Origin of the sequence: Hasllibacter sp. MH4015 (assembly GCF_020177575.1) — a bacterium.
In the GTDB taxonomy this organism is placed as follows: domain Bacteria; phylum Pseudomonadota; class Alphaproteobacteria; order Rhodobacterales; family Rhodobacteraceae; genus Gymnodinialimonas.
On sequence record NZ_JAHTBK010000001.1, the window covers coordinates 2873544 to 2895167 of the forward strand.

Annotated in this window: 23 protein-coding genes; 5 read left to right on the forward strand and 18 right to left on the reverse strand. The window is 64.4% G+C overall.

Going from position 1 to position 21624, the window contains the following annotated elements; translation table 11 throughout:
* Positions 1-142: 142 nt before the first annotated feature.
* The gene (locus tag KUW62_RS14650; RefSeq protein WP_224816207.1) at positions 143-724 is read left to right on the forward strand and encodes a DUF805 domain-containing protein; all 582 of its coding nucleotides are present in this window, start codon (positions 143-145) and stop codon (positions 722-724) included.
* Between the two features lie 13 nt (positions 725-737).
* On the opposite strand, the gene KUW62_RS14655 is transcribed toward KUW62_RS14650, so the two are convergent.
* Genes KUW62_RS14655 through KUW62_RS14670 form a run of 4 tightly spaced genes read right to left on the reverse strand, consistent with a single transcriptional unit; the run spans position 738 to position 4212 of the window.
* Positions 738-2108: a glutamate--cysteine ligase gene (locus tag KUW62_RS14655; protein ID WP_224816208.1), complete on the reverse strand. Its 1371-nt coding sequence runs from the start codon at positions 2106-2108 to the stop codon at positions 738-740.
* 51 nt (positions 2109-2159) lie between these two features.
* A complete protein-coding gene (locus KUW62_RS14660; RefSeq protein WP_224816209.1) occupies positions 2160-2684 on the reverse strand; it encodes a hypothetical protein in 525 nt (174 codons plus the stop codon).
* Entirely contained in the window at positions 2681-3481 is an 801-nt protein-coding gene (locus KUW62_RS14665) for a hypothetical protein (RefSeq protein WP_224816210.1), read from the reverse strand. The genes KUW62_RS14660 and KUW62_RS14665 overlap by 4 nt, the downstream gene beginning before the upstream one ends.
* Positions 3478-4212, reverse strand: a complete 735-nt coding sequence (locus KUW62_RS14670) for a 16S rRNA (uracil(1498)-N(3))-methyltransferase (RefSeq protein ID WP_224816211.1) — start codon at positions 4210-4212, stop codon at positions 3478-3480. The genes KUW62_RS14665 and KUW62_RS14670 overlap by 4 nt, the downstream gene beginning before the upstream one ends.
* Before the next feature lie 3 nt (positions 4213-4215).
* Between KUW62_RS14670 and ubiA the strand changes: the two genes are divergently transcribed.
* The 3 genes from ubiA to KUW62_RS14685 all read left to right on the forward strand — a co-directional run bounded on the left by ubiA (position 4216) and on the right by KUW62_RS14685 (position 7593).
* Positions 4216-5199 (forward strand): 4-hydroxybenzoate octaprenyltransferase, encoded by a 984-nt coding sequence (gene ubiA, locus KUW62_RS14675; RefSeq protein WP_370632899.1) that lies wholly within the window; start codon positions 4216-4218, stop codon positions 5197-5199.
* An 85-nt stretch (positions 5200-5284) separates the two neighbouring features.
* Positions 5285-7243: an OmpA family protein gene (locus tag KUW62_RS14680; RefSeq protein WP_224816213.1), complete on the forward strand. Its 1959-nt coding sequence runs from the start codon at positions 5285-5287 to the stop codon at positions 7241-7243.
* Between the two features lie 20 nt (positions 7244-7263).
* Positions 7264-7593 carry a prefoldin subunit 3 gene (locus KUW62_RS14685; RefSeq protein WP_224816214.1) on the forward strand — a complete coding sequence of 110 codons (330 nt, stop codon included), beginning with the start codon at positions 7264-7266 and terminating at the stop codon, positions 7591-7593.
* Between the two features lie 30 nt (positions 7594-7623).
* Here the strand turns inward: KUW62_RS14685 and KUW62_RS14690 are convergent, their stop codons facing one another.
* The 9 genes from KUW62_RS14690 to KUW62_RS14730 all read right to left on the reverse strand — a co-directional run bounded on the left by KUW62_RS14690 (position 7624) and on the right by KUW62_RS14730 (position 15883).
* Complete coding sequence (locus tag KUW62_RS14690) at positions 7624-8067, reverse strand: molybdenum cofactor biosynthesis protein MoaE (protein ID WP_224816215.1); 444 nt, start codon at positions 8065-8067, stop codon at positions 7624-7626.
* A 4-nt stretch (positions 8068-8071) separates the two neighbouring features.
* Positions 8072-8317 carry a molybdopterin converting factor subunit 1 gene (moaD, locus tag KUW62_RS14695; protein ID WP_224816216.1) on the reverse strand — a complete coding sequence of 82 codons (246 nt, stop codon included), beginning with the start codon at positions 8315-8317 and terminating at the stop codon, positions 8072-8074.
* The gene (gene pgsA / locus KUW62_RS14700) at positions 8317-9009 is read right to left on the reverse strand and encodes a CDP-diacylglycerol--glycerol-3-phosphate 3-phosphatidyltransferase (RefSeq protein WP_224816217.1); all 693 of its coding nucleotides are present in this window, start codon (positions 9007-9009) and stop codon (positions 8317-8319) included. Before pgsA ends, moaD begins: the two co-directional genes overlap by 1 nt.
* A gap of 1035 nt (positions 9010-10044) precedes the next feature.
* Complete coding sequence (gene uvrC, locus KUW62_RS14705; protein WP_224816218.1) at positions 10045-11916, reverse strand: excinuclease ABC subunit UvrC; 1872 nt, start codon at positions 11914-11916, stop codon at positions 10045-10047.
* Between the two features lie 289 nt (positions 11917-12205).
* Positions 12206-12979, reverse strand: a complete 774-nt coding sequence (locus KUW62_RS14710; RefSeq protein WP_224816219.1) for an SDR family oxidoreductase — start codon at positions 12977-12979, stop codon at positions 12206-12208.
* A gap of 13 nt (positions 12980-12992) precedes the next feature.
* The gene (locus KUW62_RS14715) at positions 12993-13943 is read right to left on the reverse strand and encodes a calcium/sodium antiporter (protein ID WP_224816220.1); all 951 of its coding nucleotides are present in this window, start codon (positions 13941-13943) and stop codon (positions 12993-12995) included.
* Positions 13936-14136, reverse strand: coding sequence for a hypothetical protein (locus KUW62_RS14720; protein ID WP_255599123.1), 201 nt, complete (start codon positions 14134-14136; stop codon positions 13936-13938). The genes KUW62_RS14715 and KUW62_RS14720 overlap by 8 nt, the downstream gene beginning before the upstream one ends.
* A complete protein-coding gene (locus KUW62_RS14725) occupies positions 14136-14939 on the reverse strand; it encodes a S49 family peptidase (RefSeq protein WP_224816222.1) in 804 nt (267 codons plus the stop codon). Before KUW62_RS14725 ends, KUW62_RS14720 begins: the two co-directional genes overlap by 1 nt.
* A gap of 119 nt (positions 14940-15058) precedes the next feature.
* Positions 15059-15883, reverse strand: a complete 825-nt coding sequence (locus tag KUW62_RS14730; RefSeq protein ID WP_224816223.1) for a fumarylacetoacetate hydrolase family protein — start codon at positions 15881-15883, stop codon at positions 15059-15061.
* Between the two features lie 74 nt (positions 15884-15957).
* Here KUW62_RS14730 and KUW62_RS14735 point away from each other — a divergent pair, with 74 nt between their 5' ends.
* A complete protein-coding gene (locus KUW62_RS14735; protein WP_224816224.1) occupies positions 15958-16872 on the forward strand; it encodes a ribokinase in 915 nt (304 codons plus the stop codon).
* Here the strand turns inward: KUW62_RS14735 and KUW62_RS14740 are convergent.
* The 5 genes from KUW62_RS14740 to KUW62_RS14760 are packed head-to-tail and all read right to left on the reverse strand — an operon-like array spanning position 16869 to position 21624.
* A complete protein-coding gene (locus tag KUW62_RS14740; protein WP_224816225.1) occupies positions 16869-17822 on the reverse strand; it encodes a hypothetical protein in 954 nt (317 codons plus the stop codon). The two genes, KUW62_RS14735 and KUW62_RS14740, sit on opposite strands and share 4 nt — an antisense overlap.
* Positions 17823-17880: 58 nt before the next feature.
* Positions 17881-18189 carry a Dabb family protein gene (locus tag KUW62_RS14745; protein WP_224816226.1) on the reverse strand — a complete coding sequence of 103 codons (309 nt, stop codon included), beginning with the start codon at positions 18187-18189 and terminating at the stop codon, positions 17881-17883.
* A 41-nt stretch (positions 18190-18230) separates the two neighbouring features.
* Positions 18231-19466 carry a glycerate kinase gene (locus KUW62_RS14750; RefSeq protein ID WP_224817127.1) on the reverse strand — a complete coding sequence of 412 codons (1236 nt, stop codon included), beginning with the start codon at positions 19464-19466 and terminating at the stop codon, positions 18231-18233.
* Positions 19457-20464 carry a LacI family DNA-binding transcriptional regulator gene (locus tag KUW62_RS14755; RefSeq protein WP_224816227.1) on the reverse strand — a complete coding sequence of 336 codons (1008 nt, stop codon included), beginning with the start codon at positions 20462-20464 and terminating at the stop codon, positions 19457-19459. The genes KUW62_RS14750 and KUW62_RS14755 overlap by 10 nt, the downstream gene beginning before the upstream one ends.
* The gene (locus KUW62_RS14760; protein ID WP_224816228.1) at positions 20461-21624 is read right to left on the reverse strand and encodes a dihydrodipicolinate synthase family protein; all 1164 of its coding nucleotides are present in this window, start codon (positions 21622-21624) and stop codon (positions 20461-20463) included. The genes KUW62_RS14755 and KUW62_RS14760 overlap by 4 nt, the downstream gene beginning before the upstream one ends.

A 21624-nucleotide genomic window follows, 5' to 3' on the forward strand; every position in this document is an offset into this window, starting at 1 on the left:
CCGCCCCAAACGGCGGGTCGTTTTTCTTTGGGTCGAAAAACCCCAAAGATTGGCCCGCTCTTGCCCCACGAAGGGCACAATTCGGAACGACCGTGTCCCGGACGCTGATCATTCAGCACTGCTAGTCACGGGGTTTGACGTCATGGGTTTCGCACGGGCCGTTGGGCGGGGTTACGTCCACATGTTCAATGTCGGCGGTCGCGCGCGCCGCTCGGAATACTGGTGGTTCTTCGTCTGGCAATTGCTGGCCGGTGCCGCGATCGGTGCAGCCTTCGGATTCTACGCGGCAACCAATCCCGAACAGGTCCAGTCCTGGATCCGGCAGATCGAGCTCAGCGGTTCCGTCCCCGGGGAACTCTGGACCTATTGGGCCTATTACATGGCCGCCAATTTCATCTTGTTCTGGGTTCCGGGCATGACGGTTCTGGTCCGTCGCCTGCACGACACCGACCGGTCGGGCTTTTGGTACTTCATCTCGCTTGTGCCGTTCATCGGCTTCATCTGGCTGATTGTCCTGCTGTGCCTGCCGGGGACCCACGGCAACAACCGGTTCGGGCCCGACAGCGCACCGGATCGCAAAGTTCCGCCGCCCGCGCATCCCGCCTTCGCCGCTGAATTGCAGGGCGAGGAGCGTGACCGCGCGGAGATCGCCCGCCGGGCCGCCGCGCGCGATTACTACAAGCGCCGCGTGCTTCCGTCGATCCACGGCGCCGAGGGCACCTGAGACCGGCGATCCTTCAGTAGGAGTATTCCGCGTAAATCCGGCTCAGATCACCGGCCCATTCGCCGCTGTATTTCTCCAGCAATTCGTCGGCGGGGACCTGGCCCGTCTCCACTGAATCCCGCAAGGCGTTGAGGAAATGGGTCTCATCCGGGACCAATCCCCCGGCCCCGGGCATGGCGCGGGCCGCAAGCCCGGCCTCGGAAATCGCCAGAACCTCGCGCGCAAGGTCGATCATCTTGTACTTGCCGGCAACCGCATCCAGCCCCCGGACCGAGGCCTGCACTCGCATCTCGTCGCGCGTTTCGGCATCGAAGCCGCGGCACAGGTCCCACGCCGCGTCCAACGCCCCCTGATTGTAGGTCAACCCGACCCAGAAAGCGGGCAATGCGCAAAGCCGCCGCCACGGGCCGCCATCGGCGCCGCGCATCTCGATGAACTTCTTCACGCGCGCCTCGGGGAAGAGGGTCGTCAGGTGATCCGCCCAATCCGACAGCGTCGGCTTCTCGCCGGGCAGGGCGGGCAATACCCCCTTCAGGAAATCGCGAAACGATTGGCCAAGCGCGTTGTGGTACGTGCCATCGCGGTAGACGAAATACATCGGCACATCGAGGGCGTATTGCACCCAGGCCTCGAACCCGAAGCCGTCGTCGAACACGAACGGCACCGTGCCTGTGCGGTCCGGATCGAGGTCGCGCCATACCCGGCTGCGCCAGGATTTGTGGCCGTTGGGTGCGCCGTCGATGAACGGGGAATTGGCAAAAAGCGCCGTGGCCACGGGTTGCAACGCAATCGCCACGCGCATCTTCTGGACCATATCGGCCTCGGACGCGAAATCGAGGTTGACCTGAACCGTGCAGGTCCGCCGCATCATGGTTCGGCCCATCGTACCGACCTTCTGCATATAGGCATCCATGAGCTTGTAGCGGCCCTTGGGCATCAGCGGCATGTCTTCGTGTTTCCAGATCGGGGCGGCGCCCAGACCGATGAAATCGACACCGATGATGTCGGCCACCTCGCGCACTTGCCGCAGATGCTCGTTCACCTCGTCACAGGTCTGGTGGATCGTCTCCAGCGGTGCGCCGCTCAGCTCGAGCTGACCACCGGGTTCGAGGGAGACATTGGCGCCGTCCTTCTCCAGCCCGATGATGTTGCCGCCTTCCATGACGGGCGACCAATTGAACCGGTCGCGCAGGCCCTCCAGCACCGCCTTCACGGATCGCGCGCCCTCGTAGGGGATGGGTTGCAACGTATCGCGGCAGAAGCCGAATTTCTCGTGCTCGGTCCCGATGCGCCAATCGGCCTTCGGTTTGCAGCCATCGGCAAGGTATTGCGCCAGTTGATCGTGGTGTTCGATCGGGCCGCCGCCGGATTGGGGGATGGACATCTTGGCTTTCCTTCGCCGGTCGCGTTCGGCCTAAGGCGTGGCCTCTGGGCCTCAGGGTGTCAAGGCCAGCGGATGATCGCGGACCCAAAGCCGCTGCGACCCCTTTGTGCGGCTTTGCACAGCCTGGATCAGCCTGTCGATATTGACGCCCGGCAAGGCCGAGAATGCGTCGAAAAGCGCGTCCGCCCCTGCGGCATCGACCGGGATCACCAGAAGTTGCGACGGATCGGCCAGAACCCAGGTCGTCTGATCGTTGCCATCCCGGCGGACCGACAGCACCTTGAGGTCGTCCAGCGCCATCGACCCGCCCGTCACCGGCCCCATGTAGAGGATCCGCCCCTCATCCACCTTCACGACGCCTGGCCCATCGCTGCCAGTGAAGAAGCGCGCGCGGCGCAGGGCGGGGACGAGAATGATCGCCGCGATCGCGATCAGCACGTAACCGAAACCCGTCATCACCATGCCGCCGGGCCGCGTGGCGATCCACAGGCCGAGGGCGGCGACGATGCAGGCCGCGATCACCTCGCGCCAGCGGGACAGGGCGGCCATGGCCTCTGGTCGGAAAAACCCGCTCATGCGCGAATACCTTCATACGGGGCTTGGCGCGGTTCGAACGTCATATCGTTGAAATCGTGCAAGCGAACCTCGTCGCTGAGACCATTGCGCCCGAGCTTCATGCCGTAGAGCCCGCCCATCCTGGCCACCTGTATGCCGTCGTCCCACGGCTCCGCCCATTCCCAATCCGGCATCTCCACCGCCGCGTCGCCCCGCACCAGGGTGTAAACCGGATTGCTGAGCGAACCCTTGGTCCGGAAGCCATGTTCGAAGCGCAGGCGCAGGGACCAGTGGCCGCGCAAGGGTTTTTCAAGGGTGACATCATAGCGTTCGCCACCCGTGATCCGCCAGCCGCGCGCCTCCAGCATGGCGGGGAAGAACAGCCCCATGTGGAACCCGTCCGTCCCGCTGGGATAGGCATCTTCCGGAGCCGGGTGGAGGCCATCGGGCAAAGGTTTCGGCACTGCAAATCCGTTGCCGAACACCAATCCATCCCGCGTGAAGGCGCCGCCGCCGAACCACGTCTCGTCAAAGGGCCAATAGGCGATGGCACTCAGCCACGGCGCGCGGCTGATCGCGGTCCAGTACCTGCCGCCCTGCCCCGCAAAAACGATCATGTGCCGCCCGTCCGGTGACAGATCGCTTTTGTGGACGTAGATCGTTCCCTTCAACCACTGGCCCATCTCGATCGCGCCGCTGCGCCGGTCCCAGAGCATAGACGCCACCTGCCGTGTCGGGCCGCGCCGCAGGATCAGCGCCTTGTCACAGGCAATAGCCGGGATCACATGGAGCCGCGCGGGCGGAGCAGTGCCGCTCATCCCCAATCCCCCTGCGCCATCTGCCACAGGGTCAGGGCCGCGACCGCCGCGGTGTCGGCCCGCAGGATGCGGGGGCCAAGCGGGATCGGCACCACGAAGGGCAGACCACGCAACCGCGACCGCTCCGCGTCGGAAAATCCGCCCTCCGGCCCGATCAGGATGGCCGCCGGGGCGGGGGCATCGGCACGCAATGTGCTCCCCGCCTCAGAATGCGCCAGCGCCTCATCGGCGAAAACCAGCGCGCGCTCCGCATCCCACTCTTCCAGCACCTGCGCCAGGGGGCGCAGCGCGGCGACGTCGGGCACAAACGTGCCGCCGCATTGCTCCGCCGCTTCAATCGCATGGGCCTGCAAACGGTCCTGGCGGATGCGGTCGGAATTGGTGAAGTCGGTCTGCACGGGCAGGATGCGGGACGCCCCCATCTCGGCGGCCTTTTCCACGATGAAATCGGTACGCGCCTTCTTGATCGGCGCGAAGAGCAGCCAAAGGTCGGGCGGGTTCACTTGGGCTCCGCTTTGCGCACCGCATACCAGCACACCGCCGCGCTTGCCGGCCTGTGCCACCTCCGCCCGCCACTCGCCATCCTTGCCGTTGAACAGCGCCACCTCGGCCCCGACCCCCAGCCGCATCACATTGAACAGGTAATTCGCGTGGTCCCGCGACACGGGAACGCTTTGCCCCTTGCCCAAGGGGTGATCTACATAGAGGCGGATTTTCGGCCGACCGGACATGGAATGATAGGTATGAGCAACGCGCCACAGGAACAAGCCAATGCCGCGGGCGAAGTGGCCGATGCGGTGCGTGGTAATTGGGTGGATCGCTATGCGCCTGCCGCGACCCGCCCCTACCTGCGCCTCAGCCGGGCGGACCGTCCCATCGGCACTTGGCTTTTGCTTCTTCCCTGTTGGTGGGGTCTGTTTCTGGCCATTGCCGCGAACCCCGCCACCGCGACATGGTATGATGGATGGATCTTTGCGGGGTGTGCCATCGGCGCTTTCCTGATGCGCGGCGCGGGCTGCACCTGGAACGACATCACCGACCGCGAATTCGACGGCGCCGTGGCGCGCACCGCGTCCCGCCCGATCCCCTCGGGACAGGTCAGCGTGAAAGGGGCCGTGATCTGGATGGCGGTGCAGGCACTTCTGGCCTTTGGCATCTTGCTCACATTCAACGTGCCCGCGATCCTTCTGGGTATCGCCTCGCTGGTGCTGGTCTGTATCTACCCGTTTGCCAAGCGCGTGACCTGGTGGCCGCAGGTCTTCCTGGGGCTCGCCTTCAACTGGGGTGCACTCTTGGCGTGGACGGCCCATACCGGCAGCCTGTCGCTTGCGCCTGTCCTGCTCTATCTCGGCGGTATTGCGTGGACCCTGTTCTATGACACGATCTATGCCCACCAGGATCGGGAGGATGACGCGCTGATCGGCATCAAATCCACCGCCCGCCTGTTCGGGGACAAGACCCGCCTTTGGCTTCGTGGCTTCCTGATCCTGACCGTCCTGTTCATCGGCGCCGGTGTTCTTGTGGCGCTGGTGCCCGGCGGCAATGTCTTCGCGCTTCTCCTGGCCTTCGTGGGGGTGTGGGCGATGGGTTGGCACCTGTCGTGGCAGCTTCTGCGACTGGACATCAACGACGGCGCGCTCTGCTTGCGGCTTTTCCGGTCGAACCGGGATGCCGGGCTGATCCCCGTGCTGTTTTTCGCCGCCGCCACACTCGTTTGATTGAAAGCCCCCGCCGGACAGGGTAATCCGGTCGGACAAGGCCCCCAGAAGGCACCATCGAGCAGGCAAACCGGGTCACATCCCAATGTCGATATCTGAGCGTATCTCTGCCCTCGTCGGCCCCGCCTCTTTCGTTGTGGCGGGCGGTCTTTCAGTGGCCGTGGCGATCTTCGCCGCGATCACGATCGAGCGTCGGACAATCGAAGATGTCGAAACCGTGCTGGCCGCCGATGGCATAGACTGGGTTCTGGTGTCGGCCAACGGATTGCAGGTGTTTCTTGACGGGACGGCCCCGAACGAAGTGGCCCGGTTCCGCGCGCAGACGGGTGCGTCCGCCATCATCGACCCGGATCGCGTTATCAATCGCCTCGACGTGGCCGCCGCCGACACCGCCGCACCGCCGCGCTTTTCCCTCGATCTTCTGCGCAACGGTGACGGCATTCAGCTGATCGGCCTGATCCCCGGCCCGGGTGGGGACGAAGCCTTCGCCATCGCGGAAGCCATCGCCGACATCGCGGGGGAGGCAGAGGTCGTTAACATGATCGAAAGCGCAGAGCTTGCCGCGCCGGAGACGTGGGACGCCGCCCTTGCCTATGGTCTGCGCGCGCTGGAAACACTGCCGCGATCCAAGGTGACGGTCTTCGCGGACCGGGTGGAAGTTGAAGCGGTGGGAGAGACCCGCGAACAACGCGCCGAATTCATCGCCCAGTTGCAGCAAGACCAGCCCGAGGGCGTTGAAGTCGTGCTCGACATTTCCGCGCCCCGCCCGGTCATCACGCCCTTCACCCTGCGCTTCGTGCGCGACGCGGAGGGGGGGCGCTTCGAGACTTGTACCGCCGACACCGCACCGGCACGCGACCGCATCGTGGCCGCCGGTCTTGCGGCTGGGGCCACCGGGGTAATCCCCTGCACCATCGGCCTCGGCGTCCCATCACCCTCGTGGGGCGAAGCGGTGGAAACCGCCCTCGAAGCTCTTGCGCGATTGGGTCAGGGCACCGTCACGTTTTCCGACGCCGACGTGACCCTGATCGCGGCGCAGGGTACGGCACAGGTGGATTTCGATACCGTCGTGGGAGAATTGGACGCCGACCTGCCCGACGTCTTCTCCCTCCAGGCCATTCTACCGGAGCCGGAGACGCTGGCGAGCACCGGTCCCGCGCGCTTCACGGCCACCTTCGACGCCGAGGATGGCGCGCGTCTGCGGGGGCGGCTGCCGCCCGGCTCCATCGGGCAATCGGTCCAGACCTATGCCTCCGCGCTGTTCGGCGCGGACGCCACCGATATCGCCACGCGAGAAGTTGCGGACCTGCCCCAAGGGTGGTCGGTGCGGGTCATGGCGGGCCTGACCGCGCTTTCGGAACTCAATGACGGCCAACTGGTCGTGGAGCCCGATCTGCTGCGCCTGACCGGCAATACCGGCGATACGGAACTTGTGTCCCGCCTGACCCGCCTGCTGACGGAGGAGCTTGGCCCGGGGGAGAATTACGACCTCGACGTGCGCTACGTGGAAGCGCTCGACCCCGTCGCCTCCCAACCGACGCCCGAGCAATGCGAAAGCCGCATTCGCGCGATCCAGGAAGAAACGAAGATCACCTTCGATCCCGGCTCCACTGAAATCAACGACACGGCTGGTGAGGTGCTCGACGCCATCGCGGAGGTTTTGCCAGATTGCCTCCATGTGCGCATGGAAATCGGCGGCCATACCGATGCGCAGGGGGGCGAAGGCATGAACCTGAACCTCAGTCAGCGCCGGGCCGACGCGGTGCTCAACGGGCTTCTGGCGCGCGGCGTGCTCGTGACCAACCTGACCGCGCAGGGCTATGGCGAAAGCCAGCCCATCGCCTCCAACGATGACGAGGACGGCCGCGAACAGAACCGTCGCATCGAATTTCGCCTTCTGGCCAGTGCGGAGGTCGCCGCAGCCGCCGGGGACATCGATGACCAGCCGCGCACGCGGGGCGGCATCCTTGCCCAGGGTGAGATCGCCGATTGGCCGTTCGAAATTCGCCCCCTCCCCCGCCCGATCAATCCCGACGGCGAATAGATGAAAGACGCTGACGCACCATGAACCGCCTGGAATTCATCATCGCAATCGCCATCATCCTGTTCGTGGCCTTCGCCCTGGGGTGGCTGGCCCATTGGCTCGTGACGCGCTTCAACCAGGTGTCGTCCGCCGATCTGGGGGAAATGGAAAATCTCGCCCGCGCGCTCCACGATGCCGAGGAAACGCGGGATCAGGCCATCGCTTACCTGCAACAGCGTGAGGGCGAGTTGACCAACCAGCTGAGCCAGACGGAGGCGGAATTGCGCGCGGCGATGGACGGCCTGCGCGAGGCCCGCACCGAAGCCGAGGAACTGCGCGTCTACATTGAGGAAACCAACAAGGGTAATTGACCGCGACGCTTTGGTGCGCGGGCATTGCACCTACCAGCGGCTCAGCGCGTCCTCATCCTCATCCTTGGCCGCGACCCATTCCGCACCCCGGGCGGTGACTTCACTTTTCCAGAACGGCGCGCGGGACTTCAGGTAATCCATCAGGAAATCTGCCCCCTTGAACGCATCGGCGCGGTGCGGGGCGGCGGTGGCGACCATCATGATGACCTCGCCCGGGTCAAGCCGTCCGTGGCGGTGGATGATCATCGCGTCGGTCAGCGAGAAACGCTCGACCGCCTGGAGCCGCATTTCGCCGAGCGCCTTTTCGGTCATGCCGGGATAGTGCTCGATCACCAGGGCTTGAAGGTCGCCTTCGGCCACGTCGCGGGTCAGACCGGTGAAACTGACGATGGCACCAGCACCTGCGACGCGCTCGGAAAAAGCGTTGAGGGCCGCGCCCGGATCGAAGCGGTCTTCCCGCACCTCCACGGACATGGGCTCACCCCCCCGTCATGGGCGGAAAGAACGCCACTTCGCGGGCCTCGCGCAGGGGGGTGTCAAGGTCGACCAATTCCTGATCCACCGCGGCCCGGATCGCCTTGAGGTCGGAAAAGGCATAGGCGTGGGCGTCGGACCGGGTCTTCAATTCCTCGATCAGCGCGGAGACGGTCGGGGCGTCGGTCTCGACCACCTCGTGTCCGGTGCCAATCCGTTCCCGCAACCATGCGAAATACCTCAACTCCATCACTCGGGCTCCGTCAGGTAGGGGCGCGCCTTGCGGAAATAGTCGATACCGGTGATCGCGGTCAGGGCCGCGGAGAGCCACAGCAGGGCGATGCCCAGAAGCTCGCTCCACTGATATCCGAACAAGATCCAGCGCAGGTTGAATTCATCCTCGACCTCCCCTGCCATGATGCCGTCGATCAGCGCCGCGTCCATCCCGATGGTCAACGCCCAAAGGTAGTGGGCGAAAAGGCCCCAGCAAAACAGCAGGCCGATGGCGAACATCTGCACCGTGGTTTTCCACTTGGCGAGCTTCGTGACCTTCAGCTTGCTGGCATTGGCCCCCAGGAATTCTCGCAGGCCCGAAACGAAAATCTCGCGCAAGAGGATCACGATGATGGGGATCAGGAAGACCGGGTTCAGGGACAGGCTGCCCGCGCTGATGGTAACGCCGTAAAGCGCCAGAACGACCGTCAACGCGATCACGACCATCGCCTTGTCGGCAATCGGATCAAGCATCGCGCCGAACTTGGTTTCCTGCTTCCATGCGCGGGCCAGAACGCCGTCAACGTAATCGGTGAAAGCCGCTGACATGAACAGCAAAAGCGCCACCCAATCGGCGAAGGGGCGAGGCAGCAGAATGAACACGAACGCCACCATCGGCGCCGCGACAAGGCGCACGAGGGTCAGGCTGTTTGGCAGGTTCAGGCGCATGGGCCCTTGTTAGCCGGGATGCGGGGCCGGGGCCAGAGGGGGTGGGTTTGCGGTGCAGGTTGCAAGGTTGCAACCGGGGGTTAAGATATTGAAACAGAACGAAATTGTGAATTTTGTTAAGGTTTTGCTAAGGGGTTGGCAGGCGCTGCATTAGATCTCGAGTCGGCCACCGCACATGCTGAGACAGCCGAACTTTGCCAGCCATGGCTTTTTCAGCTTGGGTTACGCTCAGCCCGCGCTTGCTTTCGAGATAGAGTGACCGCCTAAATCCGTATTATGTTAAAGGAACATATCTCTTTCTTTAGTGTCCGCCCATGCAGTCCCTAGGGCTTCCTAAACAGATGCCTAGCGTATCAGTTATGGCCGGTACAATCTCTTGAAATTGATCGCCTCCAATTATGCCTCCTCCCGCTCCGGCGATATCTGGAGGACTGGTATGGCACCGAAGTCCAGTCGGAACAGTAGTTCTACCGCTGTAATGAGGATCATTCTCTAACTCTTCCACTAGCGCAGTGATTTCTTCTTCGGTCATTGGCCGTCCCAACTGCTCTTGGTTTTCGCGAATTTGGTGGTACGTGTCATGCCCGATGACGCCAAGTACCATTCCGGCACCTTCAGCGGCCAAACTTGGCTCTGGGATCAATATACCTGCTAACGCCGCACCAACCCAGGGCGCTAGTGCTGCTCCCATTTCACAGGAAGATGCCTGAACCGGAAATGCGAGAAGGCCAATGGCGACTACCATCGCGCGCATAATACCTGTCTCCTTCGCCGTGCACCGGGATAATAGCTACGTCTCATTTTGCGATCAGGTTGGTTCCAAGACAATGTATCTTTTGTACCAATCCGTGGTTCGACTTGGTCGCCAAAACATTCGTTTTCACCGAAATTTGTTCTGAGACAGATGACTGCTCTACTCCGATGTGCCAGAACCGGTCGTTTTTGTCATCGATAGCCATTACACTGAAAGACACGCTGTCGGCATGGACAAAAACCCTGGGCATAACCTTGGAGGTTTTGGGACGGTTTTGCCCCTCACCCCCCCTCATGGAAGTGATCGTAGATCTTCTGGGCCAGCCCCTCGCTGACCCCCTCCACCGCTTTCAAATCCGCCAAATTCGCCCGCGTCACCGCCTTGGCCGAGCCGAAATGTGACAGCAGCGCCCGCTTGCGCGCTGCACCGACGCCGGGGACGTCATCGAGCGGCGTGGCGCTAACAGCCTTCGACCGCTTGTTGCGATGCGCGCCGATGGCGAACCGGTGCGCCTCGTCCCGCATCCGCTGGATGAAGTAGAGGACGGGATCGTTGCGCTTGAGGGCGAAGACGGTCTTCCCGGGGCGGTGGAATTCTTCCTTGCCCTGGTCACGGTCGATGCCCTTGGCAACGCCGATGAATGGCACATCCTCGACCCCGAGGTCGTCCATGATTTCCTTCACGGCGCTGACCTGCCCCGCGCCGCCGTCGATCAGCAGAAGGTCGGGCCAGGCCTCGGACTCGCGGTCCGGGTCTTCCTTGAGCAGTCGTTTGAAGCGTCGCTTCAGAACTTCCTTCATCATGCCGAAATCGTCACCAGGCGTCAGCTCCTCCCCCCGGATATTGAACTTGCGGTATTGGCTTTTGGTGAAGCCGTCCGGTCCTGCCACGATCATCGCACCGACGGCATGGGCCCCCTGGATGTGGGAGTTGTCGTAGACCTCGATCCGTTTCGGCGGCGCGTCCAGATCGAAAGCCTCCGCCAACCCCTTCAACAATTTGCCCTGTGCCTGGCTTTCGGCCATCTGCCGGCCAAGGCTTTCGCGGGCATTGCGGCGGGCGCCTTCGACAAGCTCCATCTTTTCGCCGCGCTGGGGCACGAGGATTTCGACACGAGTGCCGCGCTTGGTGCTGAGCGCATCGGCCATCAGGTCCATGTTCTCGACCGGGTGGGAAAGGATGATCTGACGCGGCACATCTTTGCTGTCGTAGAATTGGCCCAAGAAGGCCTCCAGTACTTCGGGCTCCTCGATGTCGGGGCCGACGCGCGGGTAGTAATCCTTGTTGCCCCAATTCTGGTTGGCACGGATGAAGAAGACCTGCACGCAGGCCTGGCCCCCTTCCATATGCAGCGCGATCACGTCGGCCTCGCGCACGCCACGCGGGTTGATGCCCTGGGCGGATTGTACATTGGTGAGCGCGCGAATGCGGTCGCGCAAGGCGGCGGCGCGCTCGAATTCCATCTCCTTCGACGCCTCCGCCATTTGCTCGGCCAAGTTGGCCTGCAAATCCGTGCTGTCGCCCTTGAGGAAGCGGACAGCATCGGCGACGGAGGCGGCGTAATCCGCCTCGCTTATATGACCGACGCAGGGGCCGGAGCATCGCTTGATCTGGTAGAGCAGGCAGGGCCGCGTGCGGGTCTCGAACGTCGCATCGGTGCAGTTGCGCAGAAGGAAGACCTTTTGCAGCTGGTTGAGCGTGCGGTTGACGGCACCGGCCGAGGCGAAGGGGCCGAAATACTCCCCCTTTTCCTTCTTAGCGCCGCGATGCTTCTTGATCTGGGGGAAGGCATGGGTGCGGCTGACGACGATGTTGGGGAAGCTCTTGTCGTCGCGCAGCAGCACGTTGAATTTCGGCTTGAGCTGCTTGATGAGGTTCTGTTCCAGCAGCAGCGCCTCCGTCTCCGTCCTTGTGGTCAGGAACATCATGGAGGCGGTATCACGGATCATCCGCGCGATGCGGGGCGAATGGCCGGAGGGCTTGGCGTAATTGGCGACGCGGCGCTTGAGGGCGCGGGCCTTGCCGACATAGAGCACCCGGCTTTGGGCATCGAGCATGCGGTAGACGCCGGGCGACATGTCGAGCGTCCGGACGTAGTCGGCAATTACCTCGTGGCCCGATTTGGCCCCTTTGTCGGTCTCAATTTTCGTCATCTGTCACAAATCTGTGATTCTTCGCTGCGCTGCAACGGCGCGCGGTGCAGATCAAGGCCCGACCTCTCCACCGCTTCTGTGGATAACCTTGCGGACAACTCTTGGGCATCCGGAATTTTCCTTTGTTTTCGGCAGACTTCTGCGATTTGCCTCTTTTTTAAGCAATTACATAAGTCGCTGTTTTCAAACGAAATATATAATGTCGCGGAGGGTGAAATGTTGCAGAACGCGCACATCTTTTCATTCGTGAAGGATTTGTGACGTCGGTGGACAAGCCCCTTCCGCGGCGTCACTCCACCCCGAGCACATCGGGCGTCTCCCACGCCAGGTGCTGACCGCCATCCACGCAGATCAGTTGCCCCGTGACGGCCCGCGCGGTCAGGAAGTAGCGCAGAGCATCACAGATCGCGGCTGGATCCGCGCCGCGTTCCAGAATGGTGGCATCGCGCTGCGCCTGGAAGTGTTCCGCCGATTGCCGGGCGCCTTGCATGGTGGGGCCGGGGCCGATCCCGTTCACGCGGCAGCGCGGGGCCAGCGCCTGAGCGGCGGTGCGGGTGAAGGCCCAAAGGCCCATCTTGGCGAGTGTGTAGGTCATGAATTCGGGCGTCAGCTTGCGCACGCGCTGGTCGATCATGTTGACCACAAGGCCGCGCGCCACAGGCTCCCCATCCTCGCCCGTATCGGGGTCGGGCAGTTGCGCGGCGAAGGCCTGGGTCAGGACGAAGGGCGCGCGCAGGTTGGACATCATGCTGCGGTCCCAGCTGTCCCGCGTGGCGCTTTGCAGATTGTCGTAGTCGAAGATGGAGGCGTTGTTGACGAGGACCTGCACGGGACCCAGGGCGTCGACAACCCGCGGCAGAAGGCTTTGGACCGCGTCCTCGTCCAGAAGATCGGCCTGAAGCGCCACGGCACGGACGCCGAGGGCACGGGCATCCGCCGCCGTCTCCTCCGCCGCGTCCGCGCTGCCGTTGTAGTGGATTGCCACATCGTGGCCGGCGCGGGCCAGTTCCAGTGCCATCGCGCGGCCCAGCCGCTTGGCGGCGCCCGTTACCAATGCCGTCATGCCCGTCCCCTTCTTACACCAGGAGCAGGACGATATAGCCCGCATAGAGCGCGGAAAAGGCCAGGCCGACCGGGCGGCCCATGGGCCAGCGGAAAAACACGAATGGCGCGATCACGATGGAGGCGGCGAGCATCACCCAAAGGTCGAAGCGCAGGATCTCCGCATCGACGGGGATGGGGCCCACGAAAACCGCGACGCCAATGATCGCCAGAAGGTTGAAGACGTTGGAGCCGATGACATTGCCGATGGCCACGTCCGCCTGTCTGCGCAGGGCCGCCATGACGGTGGTTGCCAGTTCCGGGAGCGACGTGCCGACCGCCACGAGGGTCAGGCCGATCACCGTGTCGCTGACGCCGTAGGCCGTTGCGATCTCCGTCGCGCTGTCGATCAGGAGGCTGGCCCCCAGCGGCAGGCCGAGCAGACCAAGCACGAGGTAAAGCCCGATCTTCCAGCTTTCCATGTTCGGATCGGCTTCCTCCAGCTCGTCACCGACATCGGCGCCGTTGGCGTCGTTGCGGTGGGCGCGGGCCTTGCGCACGGCGTCGCCCAAAACCAGCGCCAGACCGGTAAGCAGGATGATGCCGTGCCACCAGGTCAAGGGGCCGAGAAAGCACAGGACGATGAACAGGAACGTCGCGACGATCATGAACATGTATTCGCGCCGCGTGTCGCTGGTCGCCGCAAGCCCGGCCATGAGGGCGGGAACACCAAGGACAAGCAAGATATTGGCGGTGTTGGAGCCCACCACGTTGCCAAGCGCCAGGCCCGGCACGCCGTTCAGGATCGACTGGATGGAGATCAGCAACTCCGGCGCGGAGGTGCCGAAGGCCACAACGGTCAGCGACACGATCAGCGCGGGTATGCCGAGGCGCAAGGCAAGGTTCACCGCGCCCTTTACCAGCACGTCACCGGCCAGGAGCAGGATCACCAATCCCAGGATGGCAAAGCCGAATTCGTCAGCCATTCGGCCCGCCCCGGCAGATGCGGCATTCGCCGCCGCGCAAGTTCATCCGCCCGCAGGTCGGGCAGGTGCGCGGTTTGGGCAGGGGGGACTTGTCCTTGTTGCGACCGATCTTTCCCAGACCGAGCCAGCGCAATTTTCCGAACATGGCCAGAACCGCCATGAAGATCAGGAACAAGGTAACGATCTTGAGCATCACGTCAGGCCATAGCGTGCGTAAAGCGCCCGCTCCTCCAGCCCCTGATCGAGGTCGGTGAGGACCTGCGCCCCAAGACGCGGCAGAAGGCCCCGCTTGGGCCCATGCTTGGTAAAGCGCGCCTTGTCGCCGTAAAGCTCTTTCATCTTGGGTACGAGATGCGCGATCCCGTCGGCCAGACCCAAATCGACCCCCCGCGTCCCGGCCCAGAACGCGCCGGTGAAGAGGTCCTTGTCGTCGCTAAGGCGATCGCCCCGGCTGGTTTTGACGTGGTCGATGAAGACGTCGTGGACCTGCTGTTGCAGGTCCTTGAGCCGATCCACGTCTTCGGCCCGTTCGGGACGGAACGGGTCCAGAATGGATTTGTCCTTGCCGGCCGTGTAAACGCGCCGCTCCACCCCGATCTTCTGCATCGCCTCCACGAAACCGAACGTGGTGGAGATCACGCCGATGGACCCGATGATGGAGCTTGGATCGACCCAGATGTCGTCACCTGCGCAAGCGAGCCAATAGCCGCCGGAGGCGGCCACGTCCTCCACGAAGGCGTGAACGGGGATATCCTTTTCCTTCGCCAGCCGCCGGATGCGCGCGGCCACGAGCGCCGATTGCACGGGCGAGCCGCCGGGGGAATTTATCGCAAGGGCCACCGCCACCGGCTTGCCTTTGGAAAACGCCTTCTCGATCACCGGCCCGTAGGTGGCATCATTGATCCCCTGACCGCGCGGGCTGGCGGTGATCGCGCCTTGCAGACGGATTACGGCAATGGTCGGGTCGGAATTCAGGAACGGAATGAAGCGCTTCATGCAACGCGATGTAGGCCCCTAGGGGGCAGGCAACAAGGCGGCGCTTACGCTTTTCACGCAAGGCTGTTGCGGAAGTCACCCGCCGCCCCGAACCACGCCCGCGATCCTGTGCCGCCGACCTACCCCGCGCGGACCGGAAGGCGCTGCTCGCCCAGCCCGTCGATGCCCAGGCGCATCTCCTGCCCATCACGGAGGAAGACTTGCGGCCTGCGTCCCATGCCGACGCCAGGTGGCGTGCCGGTGGTGATGACGTCTCCCGGTTCCAGCGTCATGAACCGGCTGACATATTCCACGATGAACGCGGGGCCGAAGATCATCGTGTCGGTATTGCCGTCCTGCATCCGCTGCCCATCAACCTCGAGCCAGATGGCGCGGCCCGACGGATCGCCGACCTCGTCCGCCGTGACCATCCAAGGGCCGAGGGGCGCAAAGGTGTCGCAGGATTTCCCCTTGGTCCATTGCCCCCCCATTTCCTGTTGGAAGGCGCGTTCGCTGATGTCGTTGACCACGCAATAGCCTGCGATGTGATCGGCTCCCTGCCCTTCGCTGAGGTTCTTGGCGCGCTGGCCGATCACGACGCCCAGCTCCACCTCCCAATCGGTCTTTTCGCTGCCGGGGGGCAGGATCACGGGGTCGGTCGGGCCGGAGATCGCGGTGGTCGCCTTCATGAAGAGGACCGGTTCGGTCGGCACGTCCCAGCCGCCTTCCGCCGCGTGGTCGGCATAGTTCAGTCCGACGCAGACGAGCTTGCCGACATCGCCGACGCAGGCGCCCAGCCGCACGTCACCGGCCAAGGGCAAGCCGTCGATGTCGAAGGACGGCATCTTGGAGAGGCTCGCCCCGTTGATGTCCTCCACCACGCCCGACAGATCGCGCACCTGCCCATCGGCGCCCAAGACGCCCGGCTTCTCCTGCCCCTTGTCGCCCCATCTGACCAGTTTCATCGCGCGTCCCTCCCTTGCCTATGTGGCGCGCATCATGCTTCGCTCCGCCGACAAGTCCAAGGGGGCGCCTACATATGGCCGACATCATCGTTTTGGGGATCTACGCCGCCGACGCAGCCTATCGCACGGCGAAGATGCCGGTTGTGGGGCAGACGCTTCTGGGGACCGGGTTTCAGCTTGGACCCGGGGGCAAGGGGTCCAATCAGGCGGTTGCGGCGGCCAAGGCGGGCGGGGACGTGGCGTTCCTGAGCCGGATCGGAGCGGACACGTTCGGGCAGATGGGCCGCGATGTCTGGACCTCCGCCGGGGTGGAGGCGCTGGTGATCGAGGATGCGGACCTGCCCACCGGGTCCGCGGGAATCTTCATCGAAGACGCGACAGGCCGGAATGCCATCGTTGTGGTGCCGGGGGCCGCGGGCGCGATTGGGCCGGAGGATGTCGAGGCCAGGGCGGACCGGATTGGGGCCGCGAAAGTGGCCCTGACCCAGCTGGAGCAACCGATGGCGGCGGCGGAGCATTTCCTGCGGATCGCGCACGGGGCCGGCGTGACCACCATCCTCAACCCCGCCCCTGCCGCCGATTTGCCGGAGGGGATGCTTGCCTTGTGCGATTACGTCACGCCGAACGAGACGGAGGCCGAGGAATTGACCGGACTGCCCGTCACGGGGCCGGATGATGCCCTGCCCGCCGCGAAGGCGCTGATGGCCCAGGGCGTCCGCAAAGGGGCGCTGATCACGTTGGGGGAAAACGGTTCGCTCTTCTGGGACGGAACCGACGCGATCCACACGCCGCCGATGTCTGCCGGGCCGACCCTGGATACGACCGGCGCGGGCGATGCATTCAATGGCGGCTTCGCGACGGCGCTCGCCGATGGGCTGGATATGCGCCGCGCCTTGCGCTTTGCGACCGCAACCGCCGCCTTGTCGGTCACGAAACACGGCACGGCGGCGTCGATGCCCGTGCGTGCGGATATCGACGCGCTGCTTTAGCCCTCCGCCTCCTTGGCCGCCTTTTCCGCCGCTTGCTCCTCCTCAAACCTCTGAAGGGAGGTCTCGATCGTGGCGATGTGATCCTCCAGCCGCGCGTGGAACGGCACCGGGACCATGTCGCGCATCATGTCGCGCAGGCCCGGCCATTGGGGCGCGGGGTAGAGGAAACGTTGCCGATGATAATGCAGAATCGTGGCGTCGGGGATGTTGGAGTAATTGCCGCGATGGGACAGGGAGTAATTGTGCATCTCGTCCAGCACGCGGGTCTTGTAGCCGAAGCGCTTCATAGTGAGCGGCAGGGTGATCTGGTCGAGCCACGGGCGCTTGTTGGCAATCGCGCAACCGAAGTCGAAATCAAGCGCGGTTTCGATCCAGTGCTCGCCAAACCGTTTGCCGTCCATGGGGTGCCTGGCCTCGGGAAAGGCGATGAAACCCGCGTTGAAATAGGGGACGAATTCGTGACGTCGCCCGCGCAGCAGCCGGACCCGTTCGGTGGGCACGGTCATCCCGAAATGCGCGTAGGCCCGTTCCCAGCGGTCCGTGCCCGCGCCCCAGGTCGGGCGGCCCTCCGGCGCGGCGGCCGTCGTGTCGGGCGGCAGGTCCATGAATTCCGCAAGCGAGCCCATGCAGGCCATGTCGGTGTCGAGGAAAATGGAATGGGTGGTGCCGCGATCGTCGCGGGCGGCCACCAGCTTGTTGCCATGGGGATAGCCGCCCTTCCACTTCGGCGGGTTTGGCAGGGTCCGAAGCTCCACCCCGCAGACCTCGTAGATCGCGTGGGTCATGTCGGTGATCTCGGGGCGGTGCGCCTCTCCGACATAGGCGATCTGGCGGATCCGGTCATCGCCGTCATGGGCGCGCTTGAGCGACATGGCGAGGAGCCAGGACTGCTCCTCCAGCCGGGGGCCGTCGGCAACGTAGAATAACGCGAGGGAGGGATCTTGGGTCACGGGGTTTTCCGCTTATGGCTGCTCTGCGCGGAGTGTAGCCTTGAAACGCCCCGCGCGCCTAGACCTCCAGGTCGGCCACGAAAATCCCGTTCGCGCCACCTTTGCAAGAGGCGACCAGTTGCGCGCCTGCGGCTTGGTGGTCGGGATCGGCGGCGTAAGCCTCCAACGCTGCGCGGTCGGTGAAGGTGCAGCAAAACCCGTAGGGATAGCGTTGGGATTTTCCCTCGAAATCGCGGTTCGGACCATGGTCGAAGCGCGTCAGCCCCGGCAGTTTTTCGGCAACCGCGGCAAGGTCGGCCATCGTGGACTTGATCCGGGTCAGGCCCGCATCGTCGGCGGGATCGAGAAGGACGATGTGTAACAGCATGTTGCGTCTCGCTATTGGGTGGGGTGACGGGTGCGGGATGCTCAGGTGACGAGGATCGCGCGGAAATCGTTGACGTTGGTGAGCGTCGGGCCGGGGATTACCTGATCGCCGATGGCTGCGAAGAAGCTATGGGCGTCGTTGCGGTCGAGCGCATCGGACGGGTCGATGCCTTTGGCGGCGGCCTTGGCGAGCGTATCGGGGTCGATCACGGCCCCGGCCACTTCGGCAGCCCCGTCGACACCGTCGGTATCACAGGCGATGGCGTGGATATTGTCCGCACCGTTCAAGGCCAGCGCCAGGGCGAGGGCGTATTCCGCATTTGGTCCGCCGATCCCGTCACCGCGCCGGGTGACAGTGAGTTCGCCGCCGGAGAGGATCAGCGTCCCCGGGGCGGCCTTACAGGCCAGCGCGGCGTGGGCGGCGGCGATATCGCGGGCTTCGCCTTCGATGGAATCGCCCAGCATCTCGACCGTGTAGCCCTGCGCCTTTGCCAGATCAGCGGCAGCGGCAAGGGATTGGGACGGCGCGGCGTAGATCACGTTTTCGGTCCGAGACAGGCGCGGATCGTCTGGCGTCACCGTATCGCCGCCCCGCAACAAATATTCCGCGATGGAGGCAGCGGGGGTGACGTTCCACGTCTGCAAGGCTTCCAACGCCCGGCCCGCGTCGCCGGAATGGCCGACCGTGGGTCCGCTTGCGATATCGCCCGGATCATCGCCCGGTACATCGGAGATCATCAGGGCCAGCATCCGCGCTGGATACGCCGCCGCCGCCAGCTTGCCGCCCTTGACCGCAGAGATCTGCTTGCGGATGCCGTTGATCTCTCCAATCGGGGCGCCGGAGGCGAGCAGCGCCTGGGTCAGCGCCTGCTTTTCCGCCAAGGTGATACCGCCTGCGGGCGCGGTCAGCAGCGCGGAGCCGCCGCCGGAGATCAGCGCGAGGACGAAATCGCCTTCGCCCGCCGTCGCAAGCAGGGCAAGCAGTCGCTTCGTGGCCGCCTCCCCCGCCGCGTCCGGCACCGGATGGGCGGCCTCCACGATTTCGATTCCCTGGCAGGGGCGCGCATAGCCGTAACGGGTGATGACGAGCCCCTCACACGGGCCCCACTCGGCCTCCACCGCTTCGGCCATGCGCGCGCTGGCCTTGCCCGCGCCGACCACAAGCACCCCGCCCGCGGGTTTGGGCGGCAGGGCGGCGGCGAGGCTTTGCATCGGGTCGGCGACCTCCACCGCGCGGGCGAAGAGAGACCGGAGGAAGGTGTTGGGCGTCAAGGAAATCGTCCTGTGCTGGAGGTGCGAGCGACCAGATCGACGGGCGCGCGGTGATCCGGGGGTGGCGTTTCGCCGTCCTGCATCCATGCCAGAAGCCGGTCAGCGGTGGCGCGCGCGAAGCCGTCGATGTCACAGGCGACAGAGGAAAGCTGCGGCCAGACCAGCGCGCAATCCTCGATGTCGTCGAAGCCCACGATCCGGAAATCGGTGCCGAGGGTCTTGCCGGCCTTGGCGAAGCCTGCATGGAGGCCCAAGGCCACGAGGTCGTTGAAGCAGACAGCGGCATCTGCGCCAGCGTCGATGAGGGGTTGCGCAGCTTCAACGCCGAACGCGCGTGTGGAGCGGCCATGGAAGGTGAGCGGTTCGGCCGCGGCGCGCTTCATCTCGGCGAGGTAGCCGGATTTGCGTTCCTCGGTGATCTCGCGGCCCTCAACACCGCCGACAAAGGCGATGTTCTGTGCGCCCTGGTTCATCAAATGCCGCGTGGCACGGGCCGAGCCTGCGGCATAGTCGAAGCTGGCAAAGGGAAAGAGGCCGGTGCGCGGATCGGTCTTGCGCAGGACCTGAATGGCCGGAAGGCCCGCGCGTTCGATCTGGTCGAAGGCCGCGCCGCCATCGCCGTAGGCGGGCGAGACGACAAGCGCGGAGACGCCGTGTTCAATCATGGAGCCCACCAGTTTAGCTTGCAGGTCGGCGTCTTCATCGCTGTTGGCGATGACGGTGGCGTAACCTTTGGCGGCGAGGGTCATCTGAAGGACGGTGGCGAATTCGGTGAAGAACGGGTTGCGCAGGTCGTTGATGACGAGGCCCACAAGACCGGCGGATTGCGACCGCATCTGGGCCGCGGCACGGTTATAGACATAGCCGATGTCCGCCATGGCGGCGCGGACGGCCTGCCGCGTTTCGGCCTTCACCTGCTTGGAATTCTGCAAGACGAGAGAGACGGTTGATTTCGACACGCCCGCCTTGGCGGCCACGTCGAGGATGGTGGGGCGTCGGGTCACGGGTCGATCCCGTGGAGCGCCAGAAGCTGGGTCATGCGCTGTGTCGCGAGGTCCGGGTCGGAGAGGAGCCGCGCCTGATCGGCGAGACGGAAAACCTGCGCGTAATGCGTGATCTCGCGGGAAGATTGGAAGCCTGCGGGCATGATGAAATGGGACTGCGCGCCGTTCAGCCAGGCGAGGAACGCGATCCCCGCCTTGTAGTATTGCGTGGGGGATTTGAAGATTTCGCGGCTGAGCGGAACGGTCGGGGTTAGAAGCGCGTGGTAGGTCTCAAGATCGTCTTGCGCGAGGGCTTCGAGGGCTTGGGACGCGGCGGGGGCGATGGCGGCGAAGATACCCAAAAGCGCGTGGGAATGATGCGTCCCGTCGCCTGCGATCAGGGGCGCATAGTTGAAATCGTCGCCGGTATAGAGGCGGACACCTTCGGGGAGGCGGGCGCGGAAGGCCTCCTCGTGGGTCTGATCGAGCAGGCTGATCTTGATGCCGTCGATCTTTGCCGCGTTGCGGTTGATGAGGTCGACGACGATCTGGTTCGTCTCCTCGATGGACGCGCCGCCCCAATAGCCATTGAGCGCCGGGTCGAACATCTCGCCCAGCCAATGGAGGATGACGGGCTGCGATGCCTGCGCGATGAGGTCGTCATAGACGCGGGCATAGGTCTCGGGTCCCGCGCCGATGGCAGGCAGCGCGCGAGTGGCCATGAGGATGATCTGCCCTCCAGCGGCTTCAATGGCCTCCATCTGATCCGAATAGGCGGCTTTGATGCGGACGGGGTCAGTGAGGTCGCCCGGCGGCACATGGTCCGTGCCTGCCCCGCACGCGACGCGGGGACTCGCGCTGTGGACCTTGGCGGCACGCATCGTGCGCTCGATCAACTCCTTCGCCGTCTCCCAGTCCACACCCATGCCACGCTGCGCGGTGTCCATGGCCTCGGCCAAACCAAGACCCTGATCCCATAGGTTTTCGCGGAAACGCAGGGTGGCGTCCCAATCCACCGCCGGGCGGCCCTGCCACGGGTCGCGTTCGGCCAGCGGGTCACTGACGACATGGGCGGCTGCGAAAGCGGTGCGGGTGAGTGGGACGGAAGGCGCGCGAGGTGTGAGCGGGTCGCCTTGCAGCGCATAATCCTCCAGCGTTCCGGCGTAGGTGGGGAGTTTCAT

What these genes read in the sequence shown, in the direction of transcription:
- KUW62_RS14650 (WP_224816207.1), top strand. Translation starts at nt 143, where the DNA reads ATGGGTTTCGCACGGGCCGTTGGGCGGGGTTACGTCCACATGTTCAAT.
- KUW62_RS14655 (WP_224816208.1), bottom strand. Translation starts at nt 2,108, where the DNA reads ATGTCCATCCCCCAATCCGGCGGCGGCCCGATCGAACACCACGATCAA.
- KUW62_RS14660 (WP_224816209.1), bottom strand. Translation starts at nt 2,684, where the DNA reads ATGAGCGGGTTTTTCCGACCAGAGGCCATGGCCGCCCTGTCCCGCTGG.
- KUW62_RS14665 (WP_224816210.1), bottom strand. Translation starts at nt 3,481, where the DNA reads ATGAGCGGCACTGCTCCGCCCGCGCGGCTCCATGTGATCCCGGCTATT.
- KUW62_RS14670 (WP_224816211.1), bottom strand. Translation starts at nt 4,212, where the DNA reads ATGTCCGGTCGGCCGAAAATCCGCCTCTATGTAGATCACCCCTTGGGC.
- ubiA (WP_370632899.1), top strand. Translation starts at nt 4,216, where the DNA reads ATGATAGGTATGAGCAACGCGCCACAGGAACAAGCCAATGCCGCGGGC.
- KUW62_RS14680 (WP_224816213.1), top strand. Translation starts at nt 5,285, where the DNA reads ATGTCGATATCTGAGCGTATCTCTGCCCTCGTCGGCCCCGCCTCTTTC.
- KUW62_RS14685 (WP_224816214.1), top strand. Translation starts at nt 7,264, where the DNA reads ATGAACCGCCTGGAATTCATCATCGCAATCGCCATCATCCTGTTCGTG.
- KUW62_RS14690 (WP_224816215.1), bottom strand. Translation starts at nt 8,067, where the DNA reads ATGTCCGTGGAGGTGCGGGAAGACCGCTTCGATCCGGGCGCGGCCCTC.
- moaD (WP_224816216.1), bottom strand. Translation starts at nt 8,317, where the DNA reads ATGGAGTTGAGGTATTTCGCATGGTTGCGGGAACGGATTGGCACCGGA.
- pgsA (WP_224816217.1), bottom strand. Translation starts at nt 9,009, where the DNA reads ATGCGCCTGAACCTGCCAAACAGCCTGACCCTCGTGCGCCTTGTCGCG.
- uvrC (WP_224816218.1), bottom strand. Translation starts at nt 11,916, where the DNA reads ATGACGAAAATTGAGACCGACAAAGGGGCCAAATCGGGCCACGAGGTA.
- KUW62_RS14710 (WP_224816219.1), bottom strand. Translation starts at nt 12,979, where the DNA reads ATGACGGCATTGGTAACGGGCGCCGCCAAGCGGCTGGGCCGCGCGATG.
- KUW62_RS14715 (WP_224816220.1), bottom strand. Translation starts at nt 13,943, where the DNA reads ATGGCTGACGAATTCGGCTTTGCCATCCTGGGATTGGTGATCCTGCTC.
- KUW62_RS14720 (WP_255599123.1), bottom strand. Translation starts at nt 14,136, where the DNA reads ATGCTCAAGATCGTTACCTTGTTCCTGATCTTCATGGCGGTTCTGGCC.
- KUW62_RS14725 (WP_224816222.1), bottom strand. Translation starts at nt 14,939, where the DNA reads ATGAAGCGCTTCATTCCGTTCCTGAATTCCGACCCGACCATTGCCGTA.
- KUW62_RS14730 (WP_224816223.1), bottom strand. Translation starts at nt 15,883, where the DNA reads ATGAAACTGGTCAGATGGGGCGACAAGGGGCAGGAGAAGCCGGGCGTC.
- KUW62_RS14735 (WP_224816224.1), top strand. Translation starts at nt 15,958, where the DNA reads ATGGCCGACATCATCGTTTTGGGGATCTACGCCGCCGACGCAGCCTAT.
- KUW62_RS14745 (WP_224816226.1), bottom strand. Translation starts at nt 18,189, where the DNA reads ATGCTGTTACACATCGTCCTTCTCGATCCCGCCGACGATGCGGGCCTG.
- KUW62_RS14760 (WP_224816228.1), bottom strand. Translation starts at nt 21,624, where the DNA reads ATGAAACTCCCCACCTACGCCGGAACGCTGGAGGATTATGCGCTGCAA.